The organism is Sediminicola sp. YIK13, from assembly GCF_001430825.1.
In the GTDB taxonomy this organism is placed as follows: Bacteria; Bacteroidota; Bacteroidia; order Flavobacteriales; family Flavobacteriaceae; genus Sediminicola.
The window spans coordinates 1,439,047-1,460,489 of record NZ_CP010535.1; the positions used below are offsets into that span (position 1 = coordinate 1,439,047).

The 21,443-nt window shown below is 36.5% G+C and carries 14 protein-coding genes and 2 tRNA genes; 4 read left to right on the forward strand and 12 right to left on the reverse strand.

The window, feature by feature from the left end; all coding sequences use genetic code 11:
* Window positions 1-88 precede the first annotated feature (88 nt).
* The 11 genes from SB49_RS06375 to SB49_RS06430 all read right to left on the reverse strand — a co-directional run bounded on the left by SB49_RS06375 (window position 89) and on the right by SB49_RS06430 (window position 14,899).
* The gene (locus tag SB49_RS06375) at window positions 89-1,627 is read right to left on the reverse strand and encodes a hypothetical protein (RefSeq protein WP_145758363.1); all 1,539 of its coding nucleotides are present in this window, start codon (window positions 1,625-1,627) and stop codon (window positions 89-91) included.
* 208 nt (window positions 1,628-1,835) lie between these two features.
* Window positions 1,836-4,052 (reverse strand): hypothetical protein, encoded by a 2,217-nt coding sequence (locus tag SB49_RS06380; protein WP_062054923.1) that lies wholly within the window; start codon window positions 4,050-4,052, stop codon window positions 1,836-1,838.
* On the reverse strand, window positions 4,049-5,332 hold the full coding sequence (locus tag SB49_RS06385) for a BatA domain-containing protein (protein ID WP_062054925.1): 1,284 nt from the start codon (window positions 5,330-5,332) through the stop codon (window positions 4,049-4,051). The genes SB49_RS06380 and SB49_RS06385 overlap by 4 nt, the downstream gene beginning before the upstream one ends.
* Window position 5,333: 1 nt before the next feature.
* Window positions 5,334-6,230, reverse strand: a complete 897-nt coding sequence (locus tag SB49_RS06390; RefSeq protein ID WP_062054927.1) for a DUF58 domain-containing protein — start codon at window positions 6,228-6,230, stop codon at window positions 5,334-5,336.
* A 3-nt stretch (window positions 6,231-6,233) separates the two neighbouring features.
* Window positions 6,234-7,244, reverse strand: coding sequence for an AAA family ATPase (locus SB49_RS06395; RefSeq protein WP_062054929.1), 1,011 nt, complete (start codon window positions 7,242-7,244; stop codon window positions 6,234-6,236).
* Between the two features lie 12 nt (window positions 7,245-7,256).
* Window positions 7,257-7,877 carry a DUF4159 domain-containing protein gene (locus SB49_RS06400; RefSeq protein WP_062054931.1) on the reverse strand — a complete coding sequence of 207 codons (621 nt, stop codon included), beginning with the start codon at window positions 7,875-7,877 and terminating at the stop codon, window positions 7,257-7,259.
* A 248-nt stretch (window positions 7,878-8,125) separates the two neighbouring features.
* Complete coding sequence (locus SB49_RS06405) at window positions 8,126-9,439, reverse strand: TldD/PmbA family protein (RefSeq protein WP_062054933.1); 1,314 nt, start codon at window positions 9,437-9,439, stop codon at window positions 8,126-8,128.
* 28 nt (window positions 9,440-9,467) lie between these two features.
* A complete protein-coding gene (locus SB49_RS06410) occupies window positions 9,468-11,108 on the reverse strand; it encodes a TldD/PmbA family protein (protein WP_062054935.1) in 1,641 nt (546 codons plus the stop codon).
* Between the two features lie 459 nt (window positions 11,109-11,567).
* On the reverse strand, window positions 11,568-12,077 hold the full coding sequence (locus SB49_RS06415; RefSeq protein WP_062054937.1) for a PepSY domain-containing protein: 510 nt from the start codon (window positions 12,075-12,077) through the stop codon (window positions 11,568-11,570).
* A 280-nt stretch (window positions 12,078-12,357) separates the two neighbouring features.
* Entirely contained in the window at window positions 12,358-13,860 is a 1,503-nt protein-coding gene (locus tag SB49_RS06420; RefSeq protein ID WP_162254204.1) for a carboxypeptidase-like regulatory domain-containing protein, read from the reverse strand.
* 962 nt (window positions 13,861-14,822) lie between these two features.
* A tRNA-Pro gene (locus SB49_RS06430) sits at window positions 14,823-14,899 on the reverse strand.
* Between the two features lie 312 nt (window positions 14,900-15,211).
* Between SB49_RS06430 and SB49_RS06435 the strand changes: the two genes are divergently transcribed.
* The 4 genes from SB49_RS06435 (at window position 15,212) to SB49_RS06455 (ending at window position 20,970) form a co-directional block, all read left to right on the forward strand.
* Window positions 15,212-15,772 carry a YceI family protein gene (locus SB49_RS06435; protein ID WP_062054942.1) on the forward strand — a complete coding sequence of 187 codons (561 nt, stop codon included), beginning with the start codon at window positions 15,212-15,214 and terminating at the stop codon, window positions 15,770-15,772.
* Window positions 15,769-16,674, forward strand: a complete 906-nt coding sequence (locus tag SB49_RS06440) for a DUF5777 family beta-barrel protein (protein ID WP_062054944.1) — start codon at window positions 15,769-15,771, stop codon at window positions 16,672-16,674. Before SB49_RS06435 ends, SB49_RS06440 begins: the two co-directional genes overlap by 4 nt.
* Window positions 16,675-16,699: 25 nt before the next feature.
* Entirely contained in the window at window positions 16,700-17,152 is a 453-nt protein-coding gene (locus SB49_RS06445; RefSeq protein WP_062054946.1) for a QcrA and Rieske domain-containing protein, read from the forward strand.
* A 983-nt stretch (window positions 17,153-18,135) separates the two neighbouring features.
* Window positions 18,136-20,970 (forward strand): PAS domain-containing sensor histidine kinase, encoded by a 2,835-nt coding sequence (locus SB49_RS06455; RefSeq protein ID WP_062054950.1) that lies wholly within the window; start codon window positions 18,136-18,138, stop codon window positions 20,968-20,970.
* Window positions 20,971-21,243: 273 nt separating this feature from the next.
* Here SB49_RS06455 and SB49_RS06460 read toward each other — a convergent pair.
* Window positions 21,244-21,321, reverse strand: a tRNA-Pro gene (locus SB49_RS06460).
* Window positions 21,322-21,443: the final 122 nt, after the last annotated feature.

The window sequence follows — 21,443 nt, forward strand, 5'->3', positions numbered from 1 at the left end:
TCACTGCAATACCTGATCAGCCGAACAGAACAGATTTCTCTAAAACATTGATTTTGAGCAAGATATTCACAAAATTTCTAAAGGCATTCTATTTTGAAAATAATTTAGGCTCCAACCATAAGTATCCCATGCCTACAACAAAAATCAAAAAGAACCAGAACCGATTTATAGGTTGTAAGAATTTGACTTTCTTTTGATTTTCCATCGAGCCAGAGAAATGTCTTTGGTTTTCTTTTCTAGTATTGAATGCATTTAAAGATTTCCAATTCAGTGTATCCATAACATAATAGTCATACGTGGACAAAGAATCATTATTTACATGCAATTGGCTCCAGCCAATTTTAGTTGGATAAGTAGTAGCATACCATTTACTTTCTATATGCACATCCCGCTGAATTGGGATTTCAATTTCTTCCGAATTCAGGATAACCGGATTGATAATGGACGTCCGAATTGTAGGATGAAAAGGCTGATCTTGATACGCAAATCCCGAATTATTTATCCATTCTGTTTGTAGATATTTCCGTTTTGCTAAAGCGCTTATGATCTCAGACCAAAATTGCTCATATGCTTCTTTATGACCCTCAAGAAGTAATTGATATGTATTTTGAATTAATGTAGTGCCTACTCGACCACTTTCCATACGACGGTATGCGGTTATTGTGTTATTATTAAAATGATGTATTTTCTCTAAACCATACCCCATTTTAAATTCATACGGATACTTGTCCAATTCTTTGTTTGGTAAAAATTCTAATCCGGATTTGTCTCTTTGTGAGGGTAAAAACGAAAAACTAGTTCTTTCAGGAGCTAACGTAAAAAGAATGGCATCTGGTTGAATAAATAATCCGAGTCCACTATTTCTTATACTCCTATGGATGGTAGAAAGATTTTTTCTGGATAGGCCTACGTAAGATTCGGAATCGATAAACAGTAAATCATACTTATCTAATTGATCATCACTAAAGCTAAAAAAAGGCTTCTTTTCAGTATTGAAATATTCAAATTTATACTTATTCGTAGTAATTTGACTTCTAACAGTTACTTCATGCCCTATTTCAGCTAAATAATTTTTAAGGTATTTCGTCTCAAATATGGGGAATTTGTTCAAAATCAAAATGTTCAATGAGCTGCGATCCTCAATATTTAAAGGCAATGGCTCACTGGAAATTATAGTTCCAAGTGAATCTTTTTCTACCAAAGTATACTTGAATTTCCCAACTACCTTAGGAGTCATAGTTAGCATAAAATTTTCTTCAACCAATCCACTTAATACAATAGAATCAATACCTGCGCCTCTTGGATTTGAAAGCACCAAACGATTCCCTTTTTTCCCATTGGAATAACTCCCTTTTACGGCCAGTTCATCACCAACAATAACATCACTATTATAATTCAACTTTGTTATGCCTAAAGGTTTATACCCTTCAACAATCTGGGCAGGAACTTTATCCAATTGCCAAAAATCAAAAGGTTGTAATCCTTCTCCCAAAATATAAAAGGCGCCTACTGAATCTATAGATTTACCGAGAGGTTCATTAATATTGTAGGGAATTGTTTTTATGCTTTTATGGATTTTTTTGAGGCTATCCACCTGATTTTGTTCATATCCCCTGGTCAATATCATTCCTAAATTGGAACTTGAATTACTCTTAACAATAGGTCTTAAGGCCATAAGTATTACCGATCCTACCACCAATAATCCAAAAAGGGCATTCACATAAAAACGTAATTTGAGAACCGGTGACCATTCTTTCCAAATAAATAACACCCATAACAGAAAGCCGCCTAGAACAAAGGGCCAGAAGTAATCTTGATTCAAAAAATTGATGTGTTCATTCATCTAGTTCTAATTCTTTGAGAAGCAATCTATTAATTTCACTTTGGGTTGCTTTTAGGCTTTTTGGCTCTGGTTTTAACTTAGGAACAGCGGCCAATAACCCTCTTTGTACTTCTTTTAACTGTAAACTGGATGTTTCAGATTGTTCTGATATCCATTTCAATTGCTGCAGCGTATTCAGATGTTTTCCTGGTTCTTGGATGGCTAATGAAGCTAGTTCATTACCTGCTTTTACAAACAATTCCTTGTCTTCCAACGTAAGAATAGCACCACTTGCAATTAACCGCTCAATTCTTTCTATGGATTTTTTAATATAAGGAAACTCTTCAGCGTGCTCAAAACCCTGTGCTTTACTGTAGTTATTAACCTGGTCGATAGCACCCGATAATCGTTTGTCTTCTTTTATTGGGGGAGGGTCAAAGCCAATGCGATGAACATAAATTCGTGCACTATTTTTTATCTCTTGGATAAGTTTCAATGCCCTATATTGAAATGGCAACGATTTTTCAGGCGTGTACAGTCGAAGAAAGAGCTCCGCATCCCACATTTCGGCCATGGCCTGACGCAGCATACTTTTTAAAGATGCTGTAAATAAGGTCGATTCCTCCGGATCATCATGATTATGAAGATAACTCTCTAAAGGGTCTGTTGATTCTTTATCGCCTTCTTCAGAATGATCATGATCTACCAGATTATGCTCATTATCACCATCGTGGTCATGGGTATAGTCTTGCATTAAATTGGATTCTGAATCTGTGTCCACTTCTCTAACTTCTTCTGTTGTTGGACCAATTGCAACATCCTCATCGCCCATAAACTCTCCATATTTTAATCTCAGGGCTTTTTGATCAAAACCGAGCTCGTTACTCGTGAAATTAAATTTTTCTGTAGTAATCTTATTTTGATCTGCAATTAGTTTTTCTGTATCTATAATAAGCTGTCGCTGGCTTCTAAAATAATCAGGCATCAAATCAGCTCCCATAGTTCCAACCACTGCAAATTGGTTTGTCAAGGTATCCTTTATGACCGCAAAGAATGTTTCACTCCTACTGATATTGGTTTTTGGCCTTTTGGTGTCACTAGCAACAATATAGAAGTATAACTCATCACCTGGCTCCATTCTCATCTGGTCCAGATCTATTTTTTTTGATAGTACCTGTTTTCTACTGCCCGATGTTATTTTATCGTCAAAGGTTAATCGCTCTTCCCTAAATTTTACTGATTCTCCTTCCCCTTTGGTTACTGTGGCAATAATATAACTATCGTCAACCCCATAATCATCTGTGAGTTCTGCCTTAAAATTGAGTACTTTACTTTGTGAAAAATCAAAAGAGGTAAACTGTTTCAATCCCTGAATTTCAATTAAAGGGCTTGCATCCTTTAAAACCTCCATAGCATATAAATCAGATATATAGGTTGCATCATCGGTAGCTTTAAATTTAAAATTATAAAAGCCAGGTTCAGTAAGAAACGTTTGATTTGAATACCCCTTTTCTAGCTTCAACATGGGGTATTCATTCTCAGAAATCTCCATATAGGCCCTTTGTATCACGGTATCAAATTGAATTTCCCAAACAAGTTTTGATCCCTCTAAGGCCTTGATATTCATATTAGAAGTAACCGTTTTGGCAAGATTGGTATAAGATGGGTGAATGATGGTCAGTTTTTGAGCCGTTATAGTTGGTTGCGTTAGATTGGTACCTGCACTGTCCAAAGGTTGGAACTTGACAAGCTCTTGGGTTTCATTGTTTATCGATGCGGTACCAAAGTAATCCATTATAGAAAACTGATACGATATAAGGGATAGGAAACCAAAGAACAACAAGGTAACCACACCCTTCCTTATATCCACGGCTGGTTTAATTGTATGTATGTTCTCTTTTAAGATGTCACTTATTTTATACCGTTGAAGGATTGCCATATTTGATAGTCCATCCTTGGGCAATAATAATAAACCTGTACTGTATTCAACCCCTACAAATTTTTGATCTATATAACTACTTACCTTTTCCAGCGTCAAGCGCCAAGGTTTTCTAATAAGAACAAGGACAGCCGTAACTCCAAGAAAAACAAACAACCCAAGCATGCCGTTTGATTTTAAACTATAAATCAACACTGCAGGGCCCAATGCAATTAAAAAAATTGATAATAGTTCCATCAATTGCCATCGGGTTCTAAAACGCTTCACTATATGTTTTCCCGAATCGATCATTGTTTTCTATATTTAGCAAGGATTCGTTCAACCACCATGCACATGCCTAGCAATAGCCATATCCAAATAGTGATATCATATTTTTTAGAATATTTTTTATCCTTCTTTGCATTGAAAGATAAGGTCTGTAGCTCTTTGGTATCCACTGTTCTCAGATCATAGTCGCTTGCTTTTTCAGCTACATCTTTGTCTAAAGAAAGTAGCTCCAATAATTTTTCGGGTAGATAATCAGTGATGATATTCTCGCTGTTGAGAGGTGCTGTTAAAAAGAATGTATTCTTTGCATCGCCTTGTACAACCAATCTGGTTGCCAAAGTATCTGGTCGGTATAGTAACGTATTTATAGCATGGTCTTTAAACTTTTCCTTACTGAACCAAACCAAAGTGGCATAGGCCTCCAAATCCAAAGTATCCATTTCTTTGACACTGTTAATTTCGATAGGACTATTCAGAAATTTGCCAACGGCCCTGTAGGCCGACTTTATATATTTTAATTCTGTAGTAAGGCTGTCATCGGCAACAATTAATACTTTCAATGGATTATCAACTTTTAATGGAATCCAATCCCCATTAACTTGAATACTATCCCTGGAATCGTTGACAATAATTTCTTTATTACGTTTAGAAATTCTAGACGTATTGTACGTCAATCTTTTCCTATCACTAACAATGGAACGTAATTCAACACTATCCCTATCCATTGTAGCTTCAACCAGTGCTGTTGTATCTTCTCCAGTGTCCATCACTATCCAATTGATATGCTGATGGATCTTTGGTCTCATTCCGTGTAGTCCAGAAATAAGACCTCTTGTAAATACAACAACACTATCTGTTGCTAAATTTTCCATTTCTTGAGCCATTTGCCAATACTCTGGAACACGCGTCTTTGCAGTTTGTAAATTATAATCCTCCACCATGGGGAAACCTTTTGCCAAAACACGCTGGGCGTTTAAAGGAATACTATCCAGTAGCGCCTCAATACTTCTTAAATGTAATAATTCAGGTTCTATGATAAAGGTAATTGGTTCTTTGTCTTCTTCATTTTTAAGAATCGGCTCTGCAAGAATAAAAACCAATAATGTAATCATCGTAATTCTAAGCAAAAGCAACCACCACTCATTTGGTCTGATGCTGCTTGTACGTTTAGGTTCCGAGTCTTTTAGCATTTTAATGCTTCCCACTTTAATGGTCAGTACCTTTTTTCTATTCCATAAATGAATCACTATGGGAATAAGAATCCCCAGTAAAGCCCATAAATATGTAGGATTAAGAAAAGTCATTTTACATTAAAAAACTTCGTTGTTTTAAAAATAGTTGTAAAGCTTCTCCCATAGGCTCATCCATCCTAAACAGCTGATATCCAATATTATTGGACAACAACATATCTTTAGTGTTGGTCATCAATGTTTGAAGTTCACTTAGATAAAGGCTTTTTGCCTGTTTGGCATCTACTTTAACTTTTGTTCCTGATTCCAAATCCTCAAAAACTACAAAGCCATTATAGTTGAATTGGAGTTCTTTTTTTCCCATAATTTGCAAAACAACAACTTCATTTCTCTTGGTCTTTAAGCTTTTGATCATCGCCGTCAATTCCGTATCATTTTCATACATATCGGTTATGAAAAACACCAATTCTTTTCGACTCCTATCATGAAATTGATCAAAATTTACTGTATTTGAAGGCCATATCCCATCAGCTCTCAAATTGATAAGCTCATGTAAAAACCGCTTATACTGCTGTTTATGAACTTTTGGCTGTAGACTTATTAGGTGGTTGGTATTTAGCGCAAAAAGGCCAATGGCATCCCCTTGATCGTAAGCGAGATGGGCCAATGATCCTACCATAACTTTTACATAGTCCAATTTTGACACACCATCCTCGGCATATTCCATTGATTTACTGGCATCGATAACAAACTTTACAGAAATATGGGTGTCTAGTTCAGATTGCTTGATGTAATATCTCCCGGAACGCGCAAACATCTTCCAATCCAATAATCGTAAATCATCACCAGGTTCGTACCCTCTATATTGACTAAATTCATGCCCCACTCCTACCCTTCTACTTTTGTTGAGACCAGAGAGATATCCATCAACAATCACCCTAGCTATCAAAGAAAGGCCAGAAATACTATTGATAATACTGGGTTTGAATAATTGTCTGTAATCTTTGTCCACTTATCACTTTACTTTAGATGGGAAATCTGTATTCGACAGTAAATGATGTGTTACCATATCTGAGGATATTCCCTTAGCTTCTGCTCTGAAATTGATAATTATTCTATGTCTTAAAACTGGAAGCGCAACATGCTTTAGATCATCTAAGGTTACAGACATTCGTCCATATTGTAAAGCACGGGCCTTTGCTGTAAGAATCATAGCCTGCCCGGCACGTGGCCCAGCCCCCCAACTTACCCATTCCTTCACATATGCATTCAAAGTGGTTTCTGGTCTTGTAGATCGCACCACAGTACTCACAAAATCTATGAGGTCATCACTTATATATACTTCACGTACCAACTCTTGCAATCGCAAAATTTCGGCTCCGGTAATTACCTTTTTAACATTCTCCTTTTTTACTCCTGTGGTGTTTTTTAGAATGCCATTTTCTTCTGCCGCAGTGGGATAGCCTATTTTAATGTAAAACAGAAAACGATCTTGCTGAGCTTCAGGCAAAGGAAAAGTTCCGGACTGTTCAATAGGATTTTGGGTAGCCAACATAAAAAATGGTCTGTCTAAATCATACGTCTTTCCTGAATAGGTGACTTCAAACTCTTGCATTGCTTCTAATAAAGCTGCTTGTGTCTTGGGTGGTGTTCTGTTGATTTCATCCGCTAGAATGATATTGGCAAAAATTGGCCCTTTATTAAACTGAAAGAATTTTTTTCCTGTGGTATGGTCTTCCTCCAAAATTTCGGTACCTACAATATCAGAAGGCATTAGATCCGGTGTGAACTGAATGCGTTTAAATTTTAAATCAACAGCCTGTGACAAGGTTTTAATCATCAATGTTTTTGCCAGACCTGGTACCCCTTCCAACAAAGCATGGCCTCCCGCTAGAAAAGCAATAAGTAACTGCTCAATTGTTTCTTCCTGTCCTATGATAATTTTGCCAATCTCCTTTTTTACATCTGTAAGTTTGGCAGTCAATACTTCCAGCTCATTTTTTATTTCAATCAAATGTTTCTCCATCAATTATATCTTTTAGGATGTAAGTGCATACATCACTATATTGACCCCAAAACGGGTATTATCTATTTTGTACCAACGTTTGTTTCTAAAATCGTAATCCCACTCGCAACCATAGTCTTTATTACTGTAAAGCACCCCAATTCTACCATTTATTTCAATGGCCTTTAAATATTCGTGAACCAGATCATCTCCCCATCCATTTAATTCCTGTGAAGTGGTTGGAGGTCCGTCTTCAAACTCAAAAAAAATAGTATAGATTTCGTGGTTGTTGGGGATTTTTTTTAAGGCGACATCCCCAAAAATATCATCCATTTGGCGTTCAAACGATTTTGCAAAAAGTCCATCAATGTCATGGTTACAATCATCAACAAAAACAAACCCGCCATTAGTGACGTACTTTTTAAAATTTTCTTTTTCCTTCTTGGTGAACTGTACTAATTTATGACCAGAGAGGTAACAAAAGGGACAGTTGAAAATATCATCACTTGAAAGCGCAATTATATTTTCTTTGGTATCAACTGCAAGCGTAGTATACTCTACAAGTGAATTGAGCAGATTGGATGGCATCCGTTGATCCACATCCCAATCCCCCGATTCATACTGTAACCTTGTAAAAAAAAAAGCATTCCCCACTAATCAATCCAATTTTAATTCCTCTTTATATAATCACATTGTGACAAGAATTGAAAGCACAACAACATAGTATATTTATTAAGCATCCGGTATCATCGCTATGACCGAACAAAGGTCTGTTGACCTACAATAACTTGCAGTGATTTCAAATCGCAATACTGTTACGAATGACCTTATCATGTAGATTAATATAAAAATTGGTTGTTCTGATTTCCTCAAAACAACCAATTATATTACTATTCTATTTGCTATACAGCATCGGACAAGCTGGTAAACGTAAAATCTCTAATTTTCATATAGGGAATTAAATTGCCCTCAACTCGAACTTGCTTGCCCAACGTTTCCAAATTATTAAGCATGATGATTGGGCTTTCATTAAATCTAAAGTTCTTAACCGGATATTTAATGGCCCCATTCTCAATGTAAAAAGTACCGTCACGGGTTAATCCGGTGTAGAGCAGTGTTTGTGGATCAACCGATCTAATGTACCACAAACGGGTAACCAAAATTCCCTTTTTAGTGCTTTTTATTAGATCTTCCAATGATGCATCACCTCCGCCAAGAATTAAATTACTGGGATATGGAACTGGCTCAACTCCCTTTTTTTCTGCCCAAAAACGACTATATGCAAGATTTTGTACAACCCCGTTTTTTATCCATTCCGTTTTCTTTAAAGGTTGTCCTTCTCCATTCCATGTTGCTACGGGAACTTCTTTATTTAATGGATCTGACCAGAGATTTACCCGTTCGTCAACAATTTTATCCCCCATTTTTGTGCCTCCTTCTTTGGACATAAAACTACGTCCTTCATCGGCTTGCCTGGCATCAATTGCTCTTCCTAAGCCACTTAACAACCCTAGGCCGGCAGAAGGTTCCAATATCACGGTATATTTCCCAGGCTCTATTGCTTTGGCTTCGCGTGACATAACCGATTTTGAGATGGCTACCTTTGAAGCCTCAGCAGCATCAAATTTAGTAACATCATTAAAATCCCTTGTCACCCAACCAGATCCTGTACCATCATTGGTTCTCATGGTCACGGTAAACTCTAAGTTGGTTGACTTGTTGTATGCAAAAAGACCCTTGGAATTTAGCATAGCCTGAAAGCCAGCAGAATCATCCAAAAAACCCGCAGCGGTAACATCACTTGCTACTGCAGGTTCTATACTGCTATTAGCTACATTTGCCCTATACTCAGGTGTTATATTTGCAGTAGCCTCTACATAATTAATTGCCTCATCATAAACTTGAGGGCCTAATGGTTCCATAAACTCAGAATTATCTGGAGAAAGCTTTGCCAACTCCTCTGCTCTTGCCACTACTCTTTGTAATGAAGCGTCATCAAATTCATCTATTGTTGCGGTTCCTGATTTTTTTCCAAAATTGGACTGAACTACCAAGGTCTGGTTGGAGCGATGTCCCGAAGTGGAAACGGAATTTCTTGCATACCGAATATTTCCACTTTCACTGCCTTGTAAGTTTATTTCGCAAGCATCTGCCGTGGAAAAGCTCAATGCTTTTTCCATGATTTTTCTTGCTTCTTCTTCTGTATATATTGCCATTGTAATGAATATTAAAGTGAGACTAAAATTAAACGGTTCTACCTGTATTGATTACATTGATATTGTTGAACCTTGTGGTTGAACTACCATGGGAAACAGCACTAACTTGTGAAGGCTGGCCTTTGCCATCAAAAAACGAACCGAACATACGGTAATCATTCTGATCACAGATTTTAGCACAAGAATTCCAAAATTCCTGTGTATTGGATTGATAAGCCACGTCATTCAACATTCCTACAATTTTTCCTTCTTTTATCTCATAAAACACCGTGCCTCCAAATTGAAAATTGTATCGTTGTTGATCAATGGAATATGAACCTCTACCGGCTATATAAATTCCTTTTTCAACATCCTTGATCATCTCACTAACCGAGTAAGGGTCTTTTCCGGCTTCCAAGGAAATATTTGGCATTCTTTGAAATTGTACATCATTCCAACTTTGCGCATAACAACACCCATGGGATTCATTTTGATCTATCATTTTCACCTGATCACGAATAGCCTGATAATTCACCAAAACGCCATTTCTAATAATATCCCATTGTTTGCACTTAACCCCTTCATCATCATATCCCACAGCACCTAAGGATCCTACCTGGGTCTTATCTGCAACTATATTGACAATATCGCTACCATATTTAAAATTGCCAGATTTCCATTTATCAATAGTTGCGAAACTCGTGCCTGCATAGTTGGCCTCATAGCCCAAGACGCGATCAAGTTCTGTTGGGTGTCCAACAGATTCATGGATTGTTAGACCTAAATGGTTTGGTTCCAAGACTAGATCATATTTACCAGGATCAACAGATTTTGCTGAAAGCATTTCTCTTGCTTGTTTGGCTGCAATGGTTGCGTCTTCTACCATATCATAACTATTACGGTAGAGGGTTAAACCGGCTGCACCAACTAATTTTTCTGATGCCAGACCATCCATATATTCATAACCCAGACCCATAGGACTGCTCATAGCATCTCTTGTCTTGAATTTCCCAGCAGCTTGGTCTACTGCGGTAACCCCAAAAGTTGGCCAAATACGATGTACATCTTGATCGATATATGAGCCCTCTGTGGATGCAAAATATTTTTGTTCATTGACCATAAATAATCCTGAATTCACAAAATTTGCCCCATTATTTAGGGCAGCAGCATTTGCAGTAAGCAAAAGATCTACTTTTTCCGAAATAGGCACAGATTTAAAGTCCTTTTTAATCGGTGTTTTCCATGAAACCTCACCATAAGAAGCCTCAGGTGCAAGAATTACAGGTTCCTTTTGAAATTTTGAATTAGCCTTAGCTATTGCAACAGCCTGTTGTGTGGCTTTTTTAATGCCGTCCTCGGTAACATCATTGGTGGATGCAAAACCCCATGTCCCATTGGCAATCACTCTAATACCAATTCCAAATGACTCAGTATTTACTACATTCTGGACCTTGTCCTCACGTGTAAAAACGTATTGATTAAGGTACCTTCCAATTCTAGCATCGGCATACGTGGCTCCTAGAGACTTTGCCGTATTTAAGGCTACATCAGCCATTCTCTTTTTTAAAATAGTATCCATACCTGGCTCTAATAGCGCCTCAGCGTGAATATTATTCCCCATCATTAAGTTAGGTATTAAAAGTGCTCCTGCCCCCAAACTGGACAATTGCACAAAATTTCTTCTTTTCATGTTCTGTTGTTTTTGGTTATTTCAGGTCATGCCTGTAACATGTATAAACAGGTTTTATGAATCATTAAATAATGTGTTTATACACAGACCCCCAGGGTACAAGATAAGTAAAAGGATTAATTTTTTAGAAGTGTGATTTGCTTCAGCCAAAATATTATATAAATTTTAACAGTCTACATTTTGCTTTTGTAGGTATTCAATGAATCCATTAAAGTAATACAAATAAGTGAAAAAGCTTATCGGCAAAATTTAAGTAATCCAAGAAATATCATAATTATCCCTTGTCCGTAAAATTTTTAAATCTCCCTTAGGGTTCTTAATAAAATGCAGATGAGAAAGGAGGTTCCAAACTTCTATAAAGGTTTCCGTGAAGATGGTAAGGCAATTGGCTCAAAGCGCCATACATTACGACCAATTGAAAACCGAAAAAGGGTCTAGAAAAGCTAAACATTTAACCTTTTAAACAAATAACAGGATCAGGGTCACCACAATACCCGCTAACGAAAAAAGTACGCCCTTTTTAAAAACCGTTGTTTTCGGCATAAACATCCAAAATGCAGAAATCACAAAGAACAATAAAGAAACTCCAAAAAAGATATTCAACCAATACACTGGGCTATTGGTGGTTGCTTTGTGCAAGTGTTCCATTTTATCAAGGATCAAGGGAAGTTCTTTTTTGGTATAGGTGGCCACCCCGGTTTGCATATTATAGTTTCCTTTTTCAAAATAAAGGATGTGCCCCTCTGCTTTTAGGGGCTCAAAACCTTTAATTTTTAGTTCAGAACCTACCTCCTTTTCAGATAAATTTGGTTTTAGCTCTTTCTCTACCACTACATCGTGCTTTAGAAAATCTGTATTGCGATAAATCATGATAATTCCACTAATGGCATACATGGCCATGATACCTGCTAGAAAAAATCCTAAATAACGATGGATGATACGCATCCTTAACCCTGTTGTCATTTTCATTTTTAAACGTATTAAATGTAACCCTCCCTATGGAAAGATATTTTTATCAAAGACGCCATATACCCATGAAAGGTTACTGGAGTCTTTATTGCTTTTTTTTGCAAATATAAGAGTAAAGACTGATGCCCTAGCAGTTTTTTGTTTTCGATTGACACTTCAGAGTTGTCAAAATCCCAATGAACCCTCACTGGAAAAGTGAAGGCTGGCCCTTATCCTTTATTTTGTTGGGATATTCATCCAAATAAAACCCAATACTCTTAGTTTATTACAAGGTGTATAATTAATTTTCAACGTTAGGTAGTGGTGAATTCATCCAATATTCATTTAAACTGTCATCTTTTTTAATCGGCTGAAATTCGTTGAAAATTGGCTTTCCTTTATCCATGAATAGGTTATCATTGGGTAAACTAAGTTTTTCTAATTTCAATTTTTGCACAAAAAATTCTCTGAATTGTTTTCTGTTTTCATACCAATTCTCATTAATTAAATTTCCATCAATATCTTTTAAGTTTCTCAAATTGAAATTTAAAGTTTTGTTATTGATCTTAATTCCTTCCCCCGTAAGTTTTATCTTTTGTAACATGGCCAATGTATTTTTATTATTCAAATCTGGAAATAACTCTACCACATCCTCAATTAGAACCAAACCTTTTAATCTGAGCTTCTTTCCATTAAAGGTCACGTTGTAATTGGATTTTCTAAGTGCTGATTTATCTTCTAAAGCATTATTGAATTTAAGCACAAAACTATTCCTATTAAGTTTCAAGGTAACCTGCTCTAGCTGTAGTTTTGGCTGATGAGCCACAGTAAAGATATTCTCCATAGAGTGATAACTCAGATACATTTTTCCGCTTTCCTCTACATATTCAACTTTTGTTTTGAATAGTAGCCTATCCTTGTTTGTACTTCTTTCATTCATAACTTTATCATAAACAGCATATTCTAAGCCCTGAATGGCAAAATTATCCTTGGTGACATATATGTGCCCTTTTACATCTAATGCATAAGAATCTACAGCTTTAAATGAAATATGATGCAAAAAATTCCCATCAACAATAACATCATCCTCTTTGTTAAAAATATGGTTCCTAGTAAAATCAATTTCAAACCTATTTATAAAACTAAAAGAATTGATTTTATAATTCCTTATAGGATTGTGTATTCTTAGAATGGTATATTCATTACCACCATAACTGTCCAAAAAAGCATTGGGTATGGTTTTAGTCCTGCCTTTATAATCGTAAGGTCTTCGTCCAATAGTGTCAATTGGAAAATCAGTATTGTTAATAGATTCTAAAATTATAAACTTTGAAGCTTTATAATCCGAACTACGAAAACCTTGGTCATATACCTCGAATAAGGATTCGTTAAGATTGGTATAAATGGTATTGTTAAATTGATAATCTCTGTAATAACCTATATAAGAATAGGGGTTTTCAGGTAGGTTTTCCGAAAGCTTTTCAATGGACCTTTCGATAATTTGACTTGCTGTAAGCTCTTGTTTCCTAGCTCTTTTTTCTCGAACAACAACCTCATCCAATTCAAATAAAGAAGATTTCATTTTAATCAATTCTATTGAATCATACTTAAAATTTGATAACGAAACAGTCTTCGTGTCATAGCCCATAGAGGATATTTCCAGTAGCTCACCACTAATTTTAAATCTCTTTGGAATTTTAAAACTACCGTCGGCATTAGAAATTACACCCAATGCTTTATCCTTAATCCTCACAGTTGCAAATACCACAGGTTCTCTAGTTATAGAATCAATTAATTTACCCAAAATAAATTCTGAATCTTGTGCATACCCAATGAACCCCAAAAAGCTAAAAACAATAAAAAAAACTATAGAACGTAAGGTATACATACTTCTTAGCAATTATTAACCGATTATAATACAATTAAATTATTAGAAAATTATCTCAAAAACTATACCATCCATTCGTCCCAATCGTAAAGCTTTTGAAATAAAGTACAAGGTAAGAATATGATAAGAAGTCCTCTGTATTAGAAAATTGATTTGGGTAACGATATTTGATTCTATAGCACAAAAGAGAGATATTAGGACTAATAACTTAAACGGTTTGAAATTTGAGGAACGTAAATTTCTCGAAAAGAATAGTTTTTTCAAATGAACCCTACCGGTCAATTAAAAATTATAGACTGGCTCCTTATTCTTTTTTTTAGTTCCCCCTCGTTTACAAAAACTACGTTTTCAAACTCTTTTTACAAAACAGGATTTGGAGAATCCCAATGAACCCTCCCTGTAAATAGAAAAGTGAAGGCTGGCGCCCTACCCTTTTTTTATTTCCCCTCGTTAACAAAACTACGTTGTCAAACTCGTTTGCAAAAACAGGATTTGGAGAATCCCAATAAACTCTCCCTGTAAATAGAAAAGTGAAGGCTGGCGCCCTACCCTTTTTTTATTTCCACTCGTTAACAAAACTACGTTTTGAAACTCGTTTGCAAGAACAGGATTTGGAGAATCCCAATGAACCCTAGGTGCAAATAGAAAAGTGAAGGCTGGCGCCTTGCTACTTTTTTGTTTCCACTCCATGCTAAAACTACGTTGTCAAACTCGTTTGCAAAAACAGGATTTGGAGAATCCCAATGAACCCTCCCTGTAAATAGAAAAGTGAAGGCTGGCGCCCTACCCTTTTTTTATTTCCACTCCATGCTAAAACTGAGTTTTGCATTTCGTGGAAATAAAAAAAGTGATTTGCAAATGCAAATCACTTCTCTGCTTGGTCGGGATGACAGGATTTGAACCTGCGACCCCACGCCCCCCAGGCGTGTACGCTACCGGGCTGCGCTACATCCCGAAATAATCCAAGTAAATCATAGAGCCAAATGTTTTAAGATTTACCTCTCTATTGGGGTGCAAATATAGGATTAAATAATATAAAATAAAATGCTAAAAAACATCATTATCAAAACTGTTAATTTTATGGTTGATCTTCTATTTTAATAAATTACTGGGTAGGTTAAATGATAGCGGTACTAATACCGAAAGTCAAGACTTTGTACTATTCATAATCGCCTGATGACCAATAGTTTTTTTATAGAATATCATATAATTTGCTTAAATTTAAGTGGCTGACTGGTTAAGATACCTCAAATCAATAAATAAAATTATGAGATATTCTATCTATTATAAGATTTTGGTGTTTTTTATTATTTTATGGATTTCTCCAGTCAATGCGCAATTTTTCCAAACATCTTCTGCCCAAATTTCCTTTTTTTCCAAAACCCCTTTAGAAGATATTAAAGCCAAATCCCACGAAGGCATATCTGTGTTAAATAGTAGTACTGGAGAAATTTTATTTAAAATTAATATAAGATCATTTCAATTTAAAAAGTCTTTAATGCAAGAACATTTCAACGAAAATTATATGGAAAGTGAAAAATACCCAAATGCTGAATTTAAAGGCATAAGTATAGTTCCCATAGATATAACTTCAACTAAAAATCAAGAGGTAATTTTCAAGGGCGACTTTACCGTTCACGGAGTAACAAAAGAACGAGAGTTAAAGACAACTATTAAATTGATTGATGGTGACACTTTGTTCTTAGAATCAGATTTTCAAGTCAAATGTGAGGATCACAATATAAAAATACCCAGAATACTATGGCAAAATATTGCTGAAAGTATTGATGTCCATGTATATGCAACTTATCAAATCGTTTCAAAATGAAAAATTTATATTTATTCATATTTCTCATTGCTTTCAATTGCTCCAGTGCTCAGGATATAGATAGTGTAATGGACCAAATCACAACTGAAAAGGACTATAAAATTCAGGCTACATTTAAAAGTCCCAAATTAGTCCTACTTGAAACAAATGAAACCCAGAAAGCAAAAAATCTCTCCTTTTGGGTCGGACATAGATTTGGTGATATCGGTGGAGATTTTGGTGGTTCACGTACATTATTTGGCCTTGACGTGGCTACCGATCTTTATTTGGGTTTCGATTATGGCATAACTGATGACCTCACAATTGGCATTGGTAGAAGTAAGTTTAATGAAACTTATAACACCTTAGTCAAATATCGCTTGGTATCGCAGAAAGAAAAGACTTCCCCCCTATCGATTACATTATTTGAACAGAGTAGTTTTATTACTAGAGAACCATTTTTTAACAACGAATTTACCAGTGGAACTGACCGAATTTCTCATTTTTTTCAGGCTATTTTTGCTAGGAAATTTAGTCCTTCTGTTTCATTTTTGGTAAGTCCAGGCTACTTAATTAGAACTGATGATCAGATAGATGATGTAGGAGACACTAAGAATCTATTTTCTATTGGGATTGGAGGAAGGGTAAAAGTATTTAAGCGAATTTCCCTAATAGCCGATTACACAATTGTAAATGGATTAAGTAGACCTGATGATTTATCCACAGCTTACTATAATCCATTAGGGATAGGTATAGAATTAGAAACGGGCGGGCATGTTTTTAGCCTAAATTTTCAAAACTCCCAATATATCACTACAAACAATTTTATACCGAACACTACTAAAAGTTGGTCCGATGGGGGTGTTCGATTTGGTTTTGCAATATCAAGAAACTTTAATCTTGGACCAAAAGACATAGAATAGTATTAATTCATTAAAATCTAATACCATGAGAAGAGGAGAGTTTATAAATTCAATGGGAGCAGGAGTGCTGTTGGTTTGTTCGGGTTCTTGTATGCTGGCCGGATGTAGTTCCGGTGATGAGAGTCCAACTGTTGATCCGCCCGGAAACGGAGGCGGACCTGCGATGGTAAGTATTGCTCTTTCTAGCATAGCTAATATAGGTGATCAGACTAAAAAAAGTTCGATCCTATTTTTTAAAATTGGTTCTGGGAATACACCTAGTGATTTTGTGGCCACTGAGGCTGTTTGTCCACATCAAGGTGGCTCCTTGGTCTGGGAACAAAACAATGGAATCATTGAATGCCAGCTACATTTCGCACAATACACACAAAATGGTGCAATAGTTCAGGGGCCCCAAAATACTACAGGCAATACCAGGGAATTAAAGGTATATCCTATAACTATTAGTGGGGATACTATAACTGCAACTATAAGTTAAAGCTGCCCTACCATCTTAAGTCCTTTGTCCTTTTATTTTTTATAATCGGATATGGATTCCTATGAGTTGTAGGGTGACGGCTTAACAGGTTAAATTCTTTGGTACATGGTAATATTGTGCTTGCTTTCATTCTCCATAACCCTATATCTCAAGTAATAATATTCTTTTAACAGAACTGTTATATACTCTATATGGATATTTTTACAGCGGCTGTAAATCTATCGAATAAGGATACCTGAATAAATTTCCTTTCCTATATTTTAAAAATTTTCTGGAATTATAGTTATCAGTGTACACATTCAAATGCCCCAACCCAACTATAAATGATTGTTCAATATCAAAGAAAAGATAACACAAAAATTATAACGCAATTGGGACAGAGGCTAGTTGATCAACTGCATGTAGTTTTAGAATATCGAATTAATGACTACCTCTTAAGTGATACTTATGGTTTGGGCTATGGTCTGTAGTATAATGTGTCTTTTTAATCCAAAAATGAAGCTCTTGATGGTTTAGTTAAGGAATTATGATGGAAATTGACTCCAAAAAAGTAGAGAAGATCAAGATTAGATTTAAATACAACTTTTTAAAAAAAAAATATTTAGAATCCATTATTAGAAATACAGCGTTAATCCCATCACCCCATAATAAGAAATCAGTAAAGCAAAAAGATAATAAAGCCTTCAACCCAATATTTAATCCTGAAATAAAGGTGCCCAACAGCAACTAACATTAATTTCACTATCTTTATCTTATCGTTGGATTCCTATAAAATGAATGTAGAGATTCCAAAACTCCACCAGTTACTTATGTAGGTATTTGCTAATTCCATAATAATAAAGACATAAGAATTACTAAAATCATTTGTATTATGATGGAAAAGGACTAAACATGTCAGCAATAATGCCGACATAAAAGTTTTAAACGCCCATAACCTTCCCGAAAAATGTGGTAGGGCGATTTTAAATAGATGTTATAATACTATGAGATCCAACCCTCCAAAATCCAATAAAGAATCTATCAAAGAACCGACCACCGCTTCTTCGTTGGCACTATTGAATGAAGAGATAAAAAATAGTGAAGCTCGGTATCGTGAATTATTATTTGGATTGCCTATAGCCGTATATACCTGCAATGCAGAAGGGTATATCCAATTATACAATGAGGCGGCAGCGGAACTATGGGGGACCAAACCCTTGATAGGCAAGGACCTATGGTGCGGTTCTTGGAAAATTTATAGGCAAGACGGCACTCCTTTGCCACTTGAAGAATGTCCTATGGCTCTGGCCTTAAAGGAAAAGCGGCCTGTTAGTTTTGAAATTCTAATTGAGCGGCCTGATGGAAGTAGGCGCCATATCATTCCAAACCCACAACCCACCTTCGATGCAAATGGTAACTTATCGGGTGCTATCAACACCTTGATAGATATCACCCTACAAGTAGAGGCGCGTAATAAAATTGAAGAAAGCGAAACCCAATTCAGCACGCTTGCCAATAATATTCAAAATTTGGCCTGGATGGCGAATGCTGACGGCTGGGTATTCTGGTATAACCAACGGTGGTATGAATTTACAGGTACTACGAAAGAAGAAATGGAAGGCTGGGGCTGGCAATCCTTGATTCACCCTAACTATTTAAGTATGGTTCAGAAGGGATGGAAAGAGGCTTTAGATACAGGGGAACCATTTGGAGTGACCTTTCCACTTAAAGGGGCAGATGGTAAATTCAGATCTTTTATAACCAGGGTCTTACCTATTTACGATAGTGAACAGAACATAATTCGTTGGGTTGGCACACAGACAGATATCCATGAGCATTTAGTGCATTCCAGCTTCTTGGAATCCAACCTAAAGGAGGTATACGAAGAAATGCAGGCCATTCTCCAGTTTGCACCAGATGCTGTAATCAGCATTGACAAAAATGGAATAATTCTAAGTTGGAACCCCGAGGCCGAGAAAATTTTTGGATGGAAAAAAGATGAAGTAGTTGGAAGACTCTTGACTGAGACGATAATACCCGAACGATATGCCCAGCGCCATACAAAAGGAATGGAGCATTTTTTGAAGACCGGTGAAGGTCCGGTCATTAACAAACCAGTAGAGATGTTCGCAGTGACGAAGGACGGGATTGAAATTCCGGTTGAATTGAAGATTTCTGCTACAAAAATTAACAACAGCCATATTTTTATTGGATTCCTCCGCGATATATCACTTAGAAAGCAAGCCCAAGAAACAATAAACAAAAAAACCTCACAGCTCATTGAAGCTCAAGAACTTGCTCATATAGGTAGTTGGGAATGGGATGTGAGGTCCAATAAAATTGAATGGTCTGATGAACTATACAGGATTTATGAATTAGACCCTGAAGAATTTGAACCCAATTATGAATCCTTTCTCAGTTACATTCATGTTGATGACAGAGAGTTAATGAATGCTACGGTACAGCAAGCGTATAAAGACCATCAATCCTATACATTAATACATAGAATAACATGCCCTGATGGGAAAATCAAGTCTCTTAAAGGCACTGGAAAGGTATTTACCAATAAACAAGGCGAAATAGTTCGTATGTCTGGAACGGGACAGGATATTACAGAACAGCAAAAACATGAGGCAGAATTAAGAGCAAGCGAGGAACGATTCTACAAGATTTTTGACAGTAACCCAGTGCCCATGGCGCTGTCAGAAATTGAAACCAACAAGATAAAATATGTAAATTCCCTTTTTTGTAGCACATTTGGCTACACTAAGGAAGAAGTTATTGGAAAAACCTCTGAGGAACTGGAGCTGATAGGGCCTCAGGAATACGAAAGGGTAATTGCCTACATATTCGGATATCTTCAAGAAAAGAGAAGCCTTGATGAAATTAAGGCCATGTCCATTGATGAAACGGAGCAGCTCCTGATGAGATTAAAGCAAACGGGTGCATTGAAGGATTTTGAAGTTCAGTATACCCGTAAATCTGGCGAGGTCTTTCCCGTGATGATTTCTTTTGAAATAATCAAGCTCAACTCCGAACGTTATACGGTAACCTCTTACCAAGATATTTCGGAAAGGAAAAGGGCCAATGAGTTGCTCAAAAACCAAAACAAACAGCTGGAAAAAATGAACAAAGAGCTACAATCCTTTACTTACATTACCAGCCATGACCTTCAGGAGCCTTTACGTAAAATCCAAACCTTTGCAGGACAGGTTCTAGATACCGAATTGGCAAACCTTTCCGAAAAGGGTAAAAACTATTTTTTGAGGATACATAATGCAGCGGACCGAATGCAAACCCTCATCCAGGATTTACTTGCGTTATCCTACGCCAATACGAATAAAGGTAAATTTGAATTTACAAAACTAAATGACATTGTAGAATCTGTCAAAGCAGAATTCGCCGAAACGGATGTTATTGAAGGGGCAATAATTGAGGTGCAAGAGCTGGGACAAGTCAATATAATCCCATTTCAATTTCAACAATTATTTCTCAATCTCTTTAGCAATTCCTTTAAATTTTCAAAATCAGGACATCCGGCACGTATACAAATACGAAGCGAAATAGTTAAGGGCAATACCTTGAACCAAGATGGGATTAGGCCCGGCCAAACCTATTTACATATTTCATTCAAAGATAACGGTATTGGATTTAAAGAAGAATTCTCCGAAAAGATTTTTGAAGTGTTCCAAAGACTCCATGGCAGGGATCAATATCCTGGAACTGGCATCGGGCTGGCTATCGTAAAAAAAATTGTTGAGAACCATAATGGCTTCATTTCGGCAACCAGTGAACTGGATAAGGGCACTACTTTTGATATTTATATTCCGGCAACATAAATGGAAAGACCATCCAATCACAAGCCCACACCTGTTTGTTTTTTGTTTTTACCTGAGTCTGGAAACAAGGCATAGGATTACCTCGTTGGCACTCGGTGATCCTGATATTGCATCCGACGACGATCCGGAGGTGAGGAGAGGAATGCACCGGTGCTCAAGAAAATCCAGTACAGGCTTTCGCCTGTTTGTCTTTTTTGTTTTCCACTGCTTAAGCACCCAGCGGCGCTACGCATTGGAAAACAAAAAAGCCAGACATTGCTGTCTGGCTTTTGTTGGTCGGGGTGGCAGGATTCGAACCTGCGGCCTCCTGCTCCCAAAGCAGGCGCGATAACCGGGCTACGCTACACCCCGAAAAATTTAGGATAGAAACTATCTAATTTTCGGATTGCAAATATAGGATAATACTTAGAATGACAAGTCAAAAAAAGTCTTATAAATATAAAATAGGTGTTAAAAATTTTTAACACCTATTT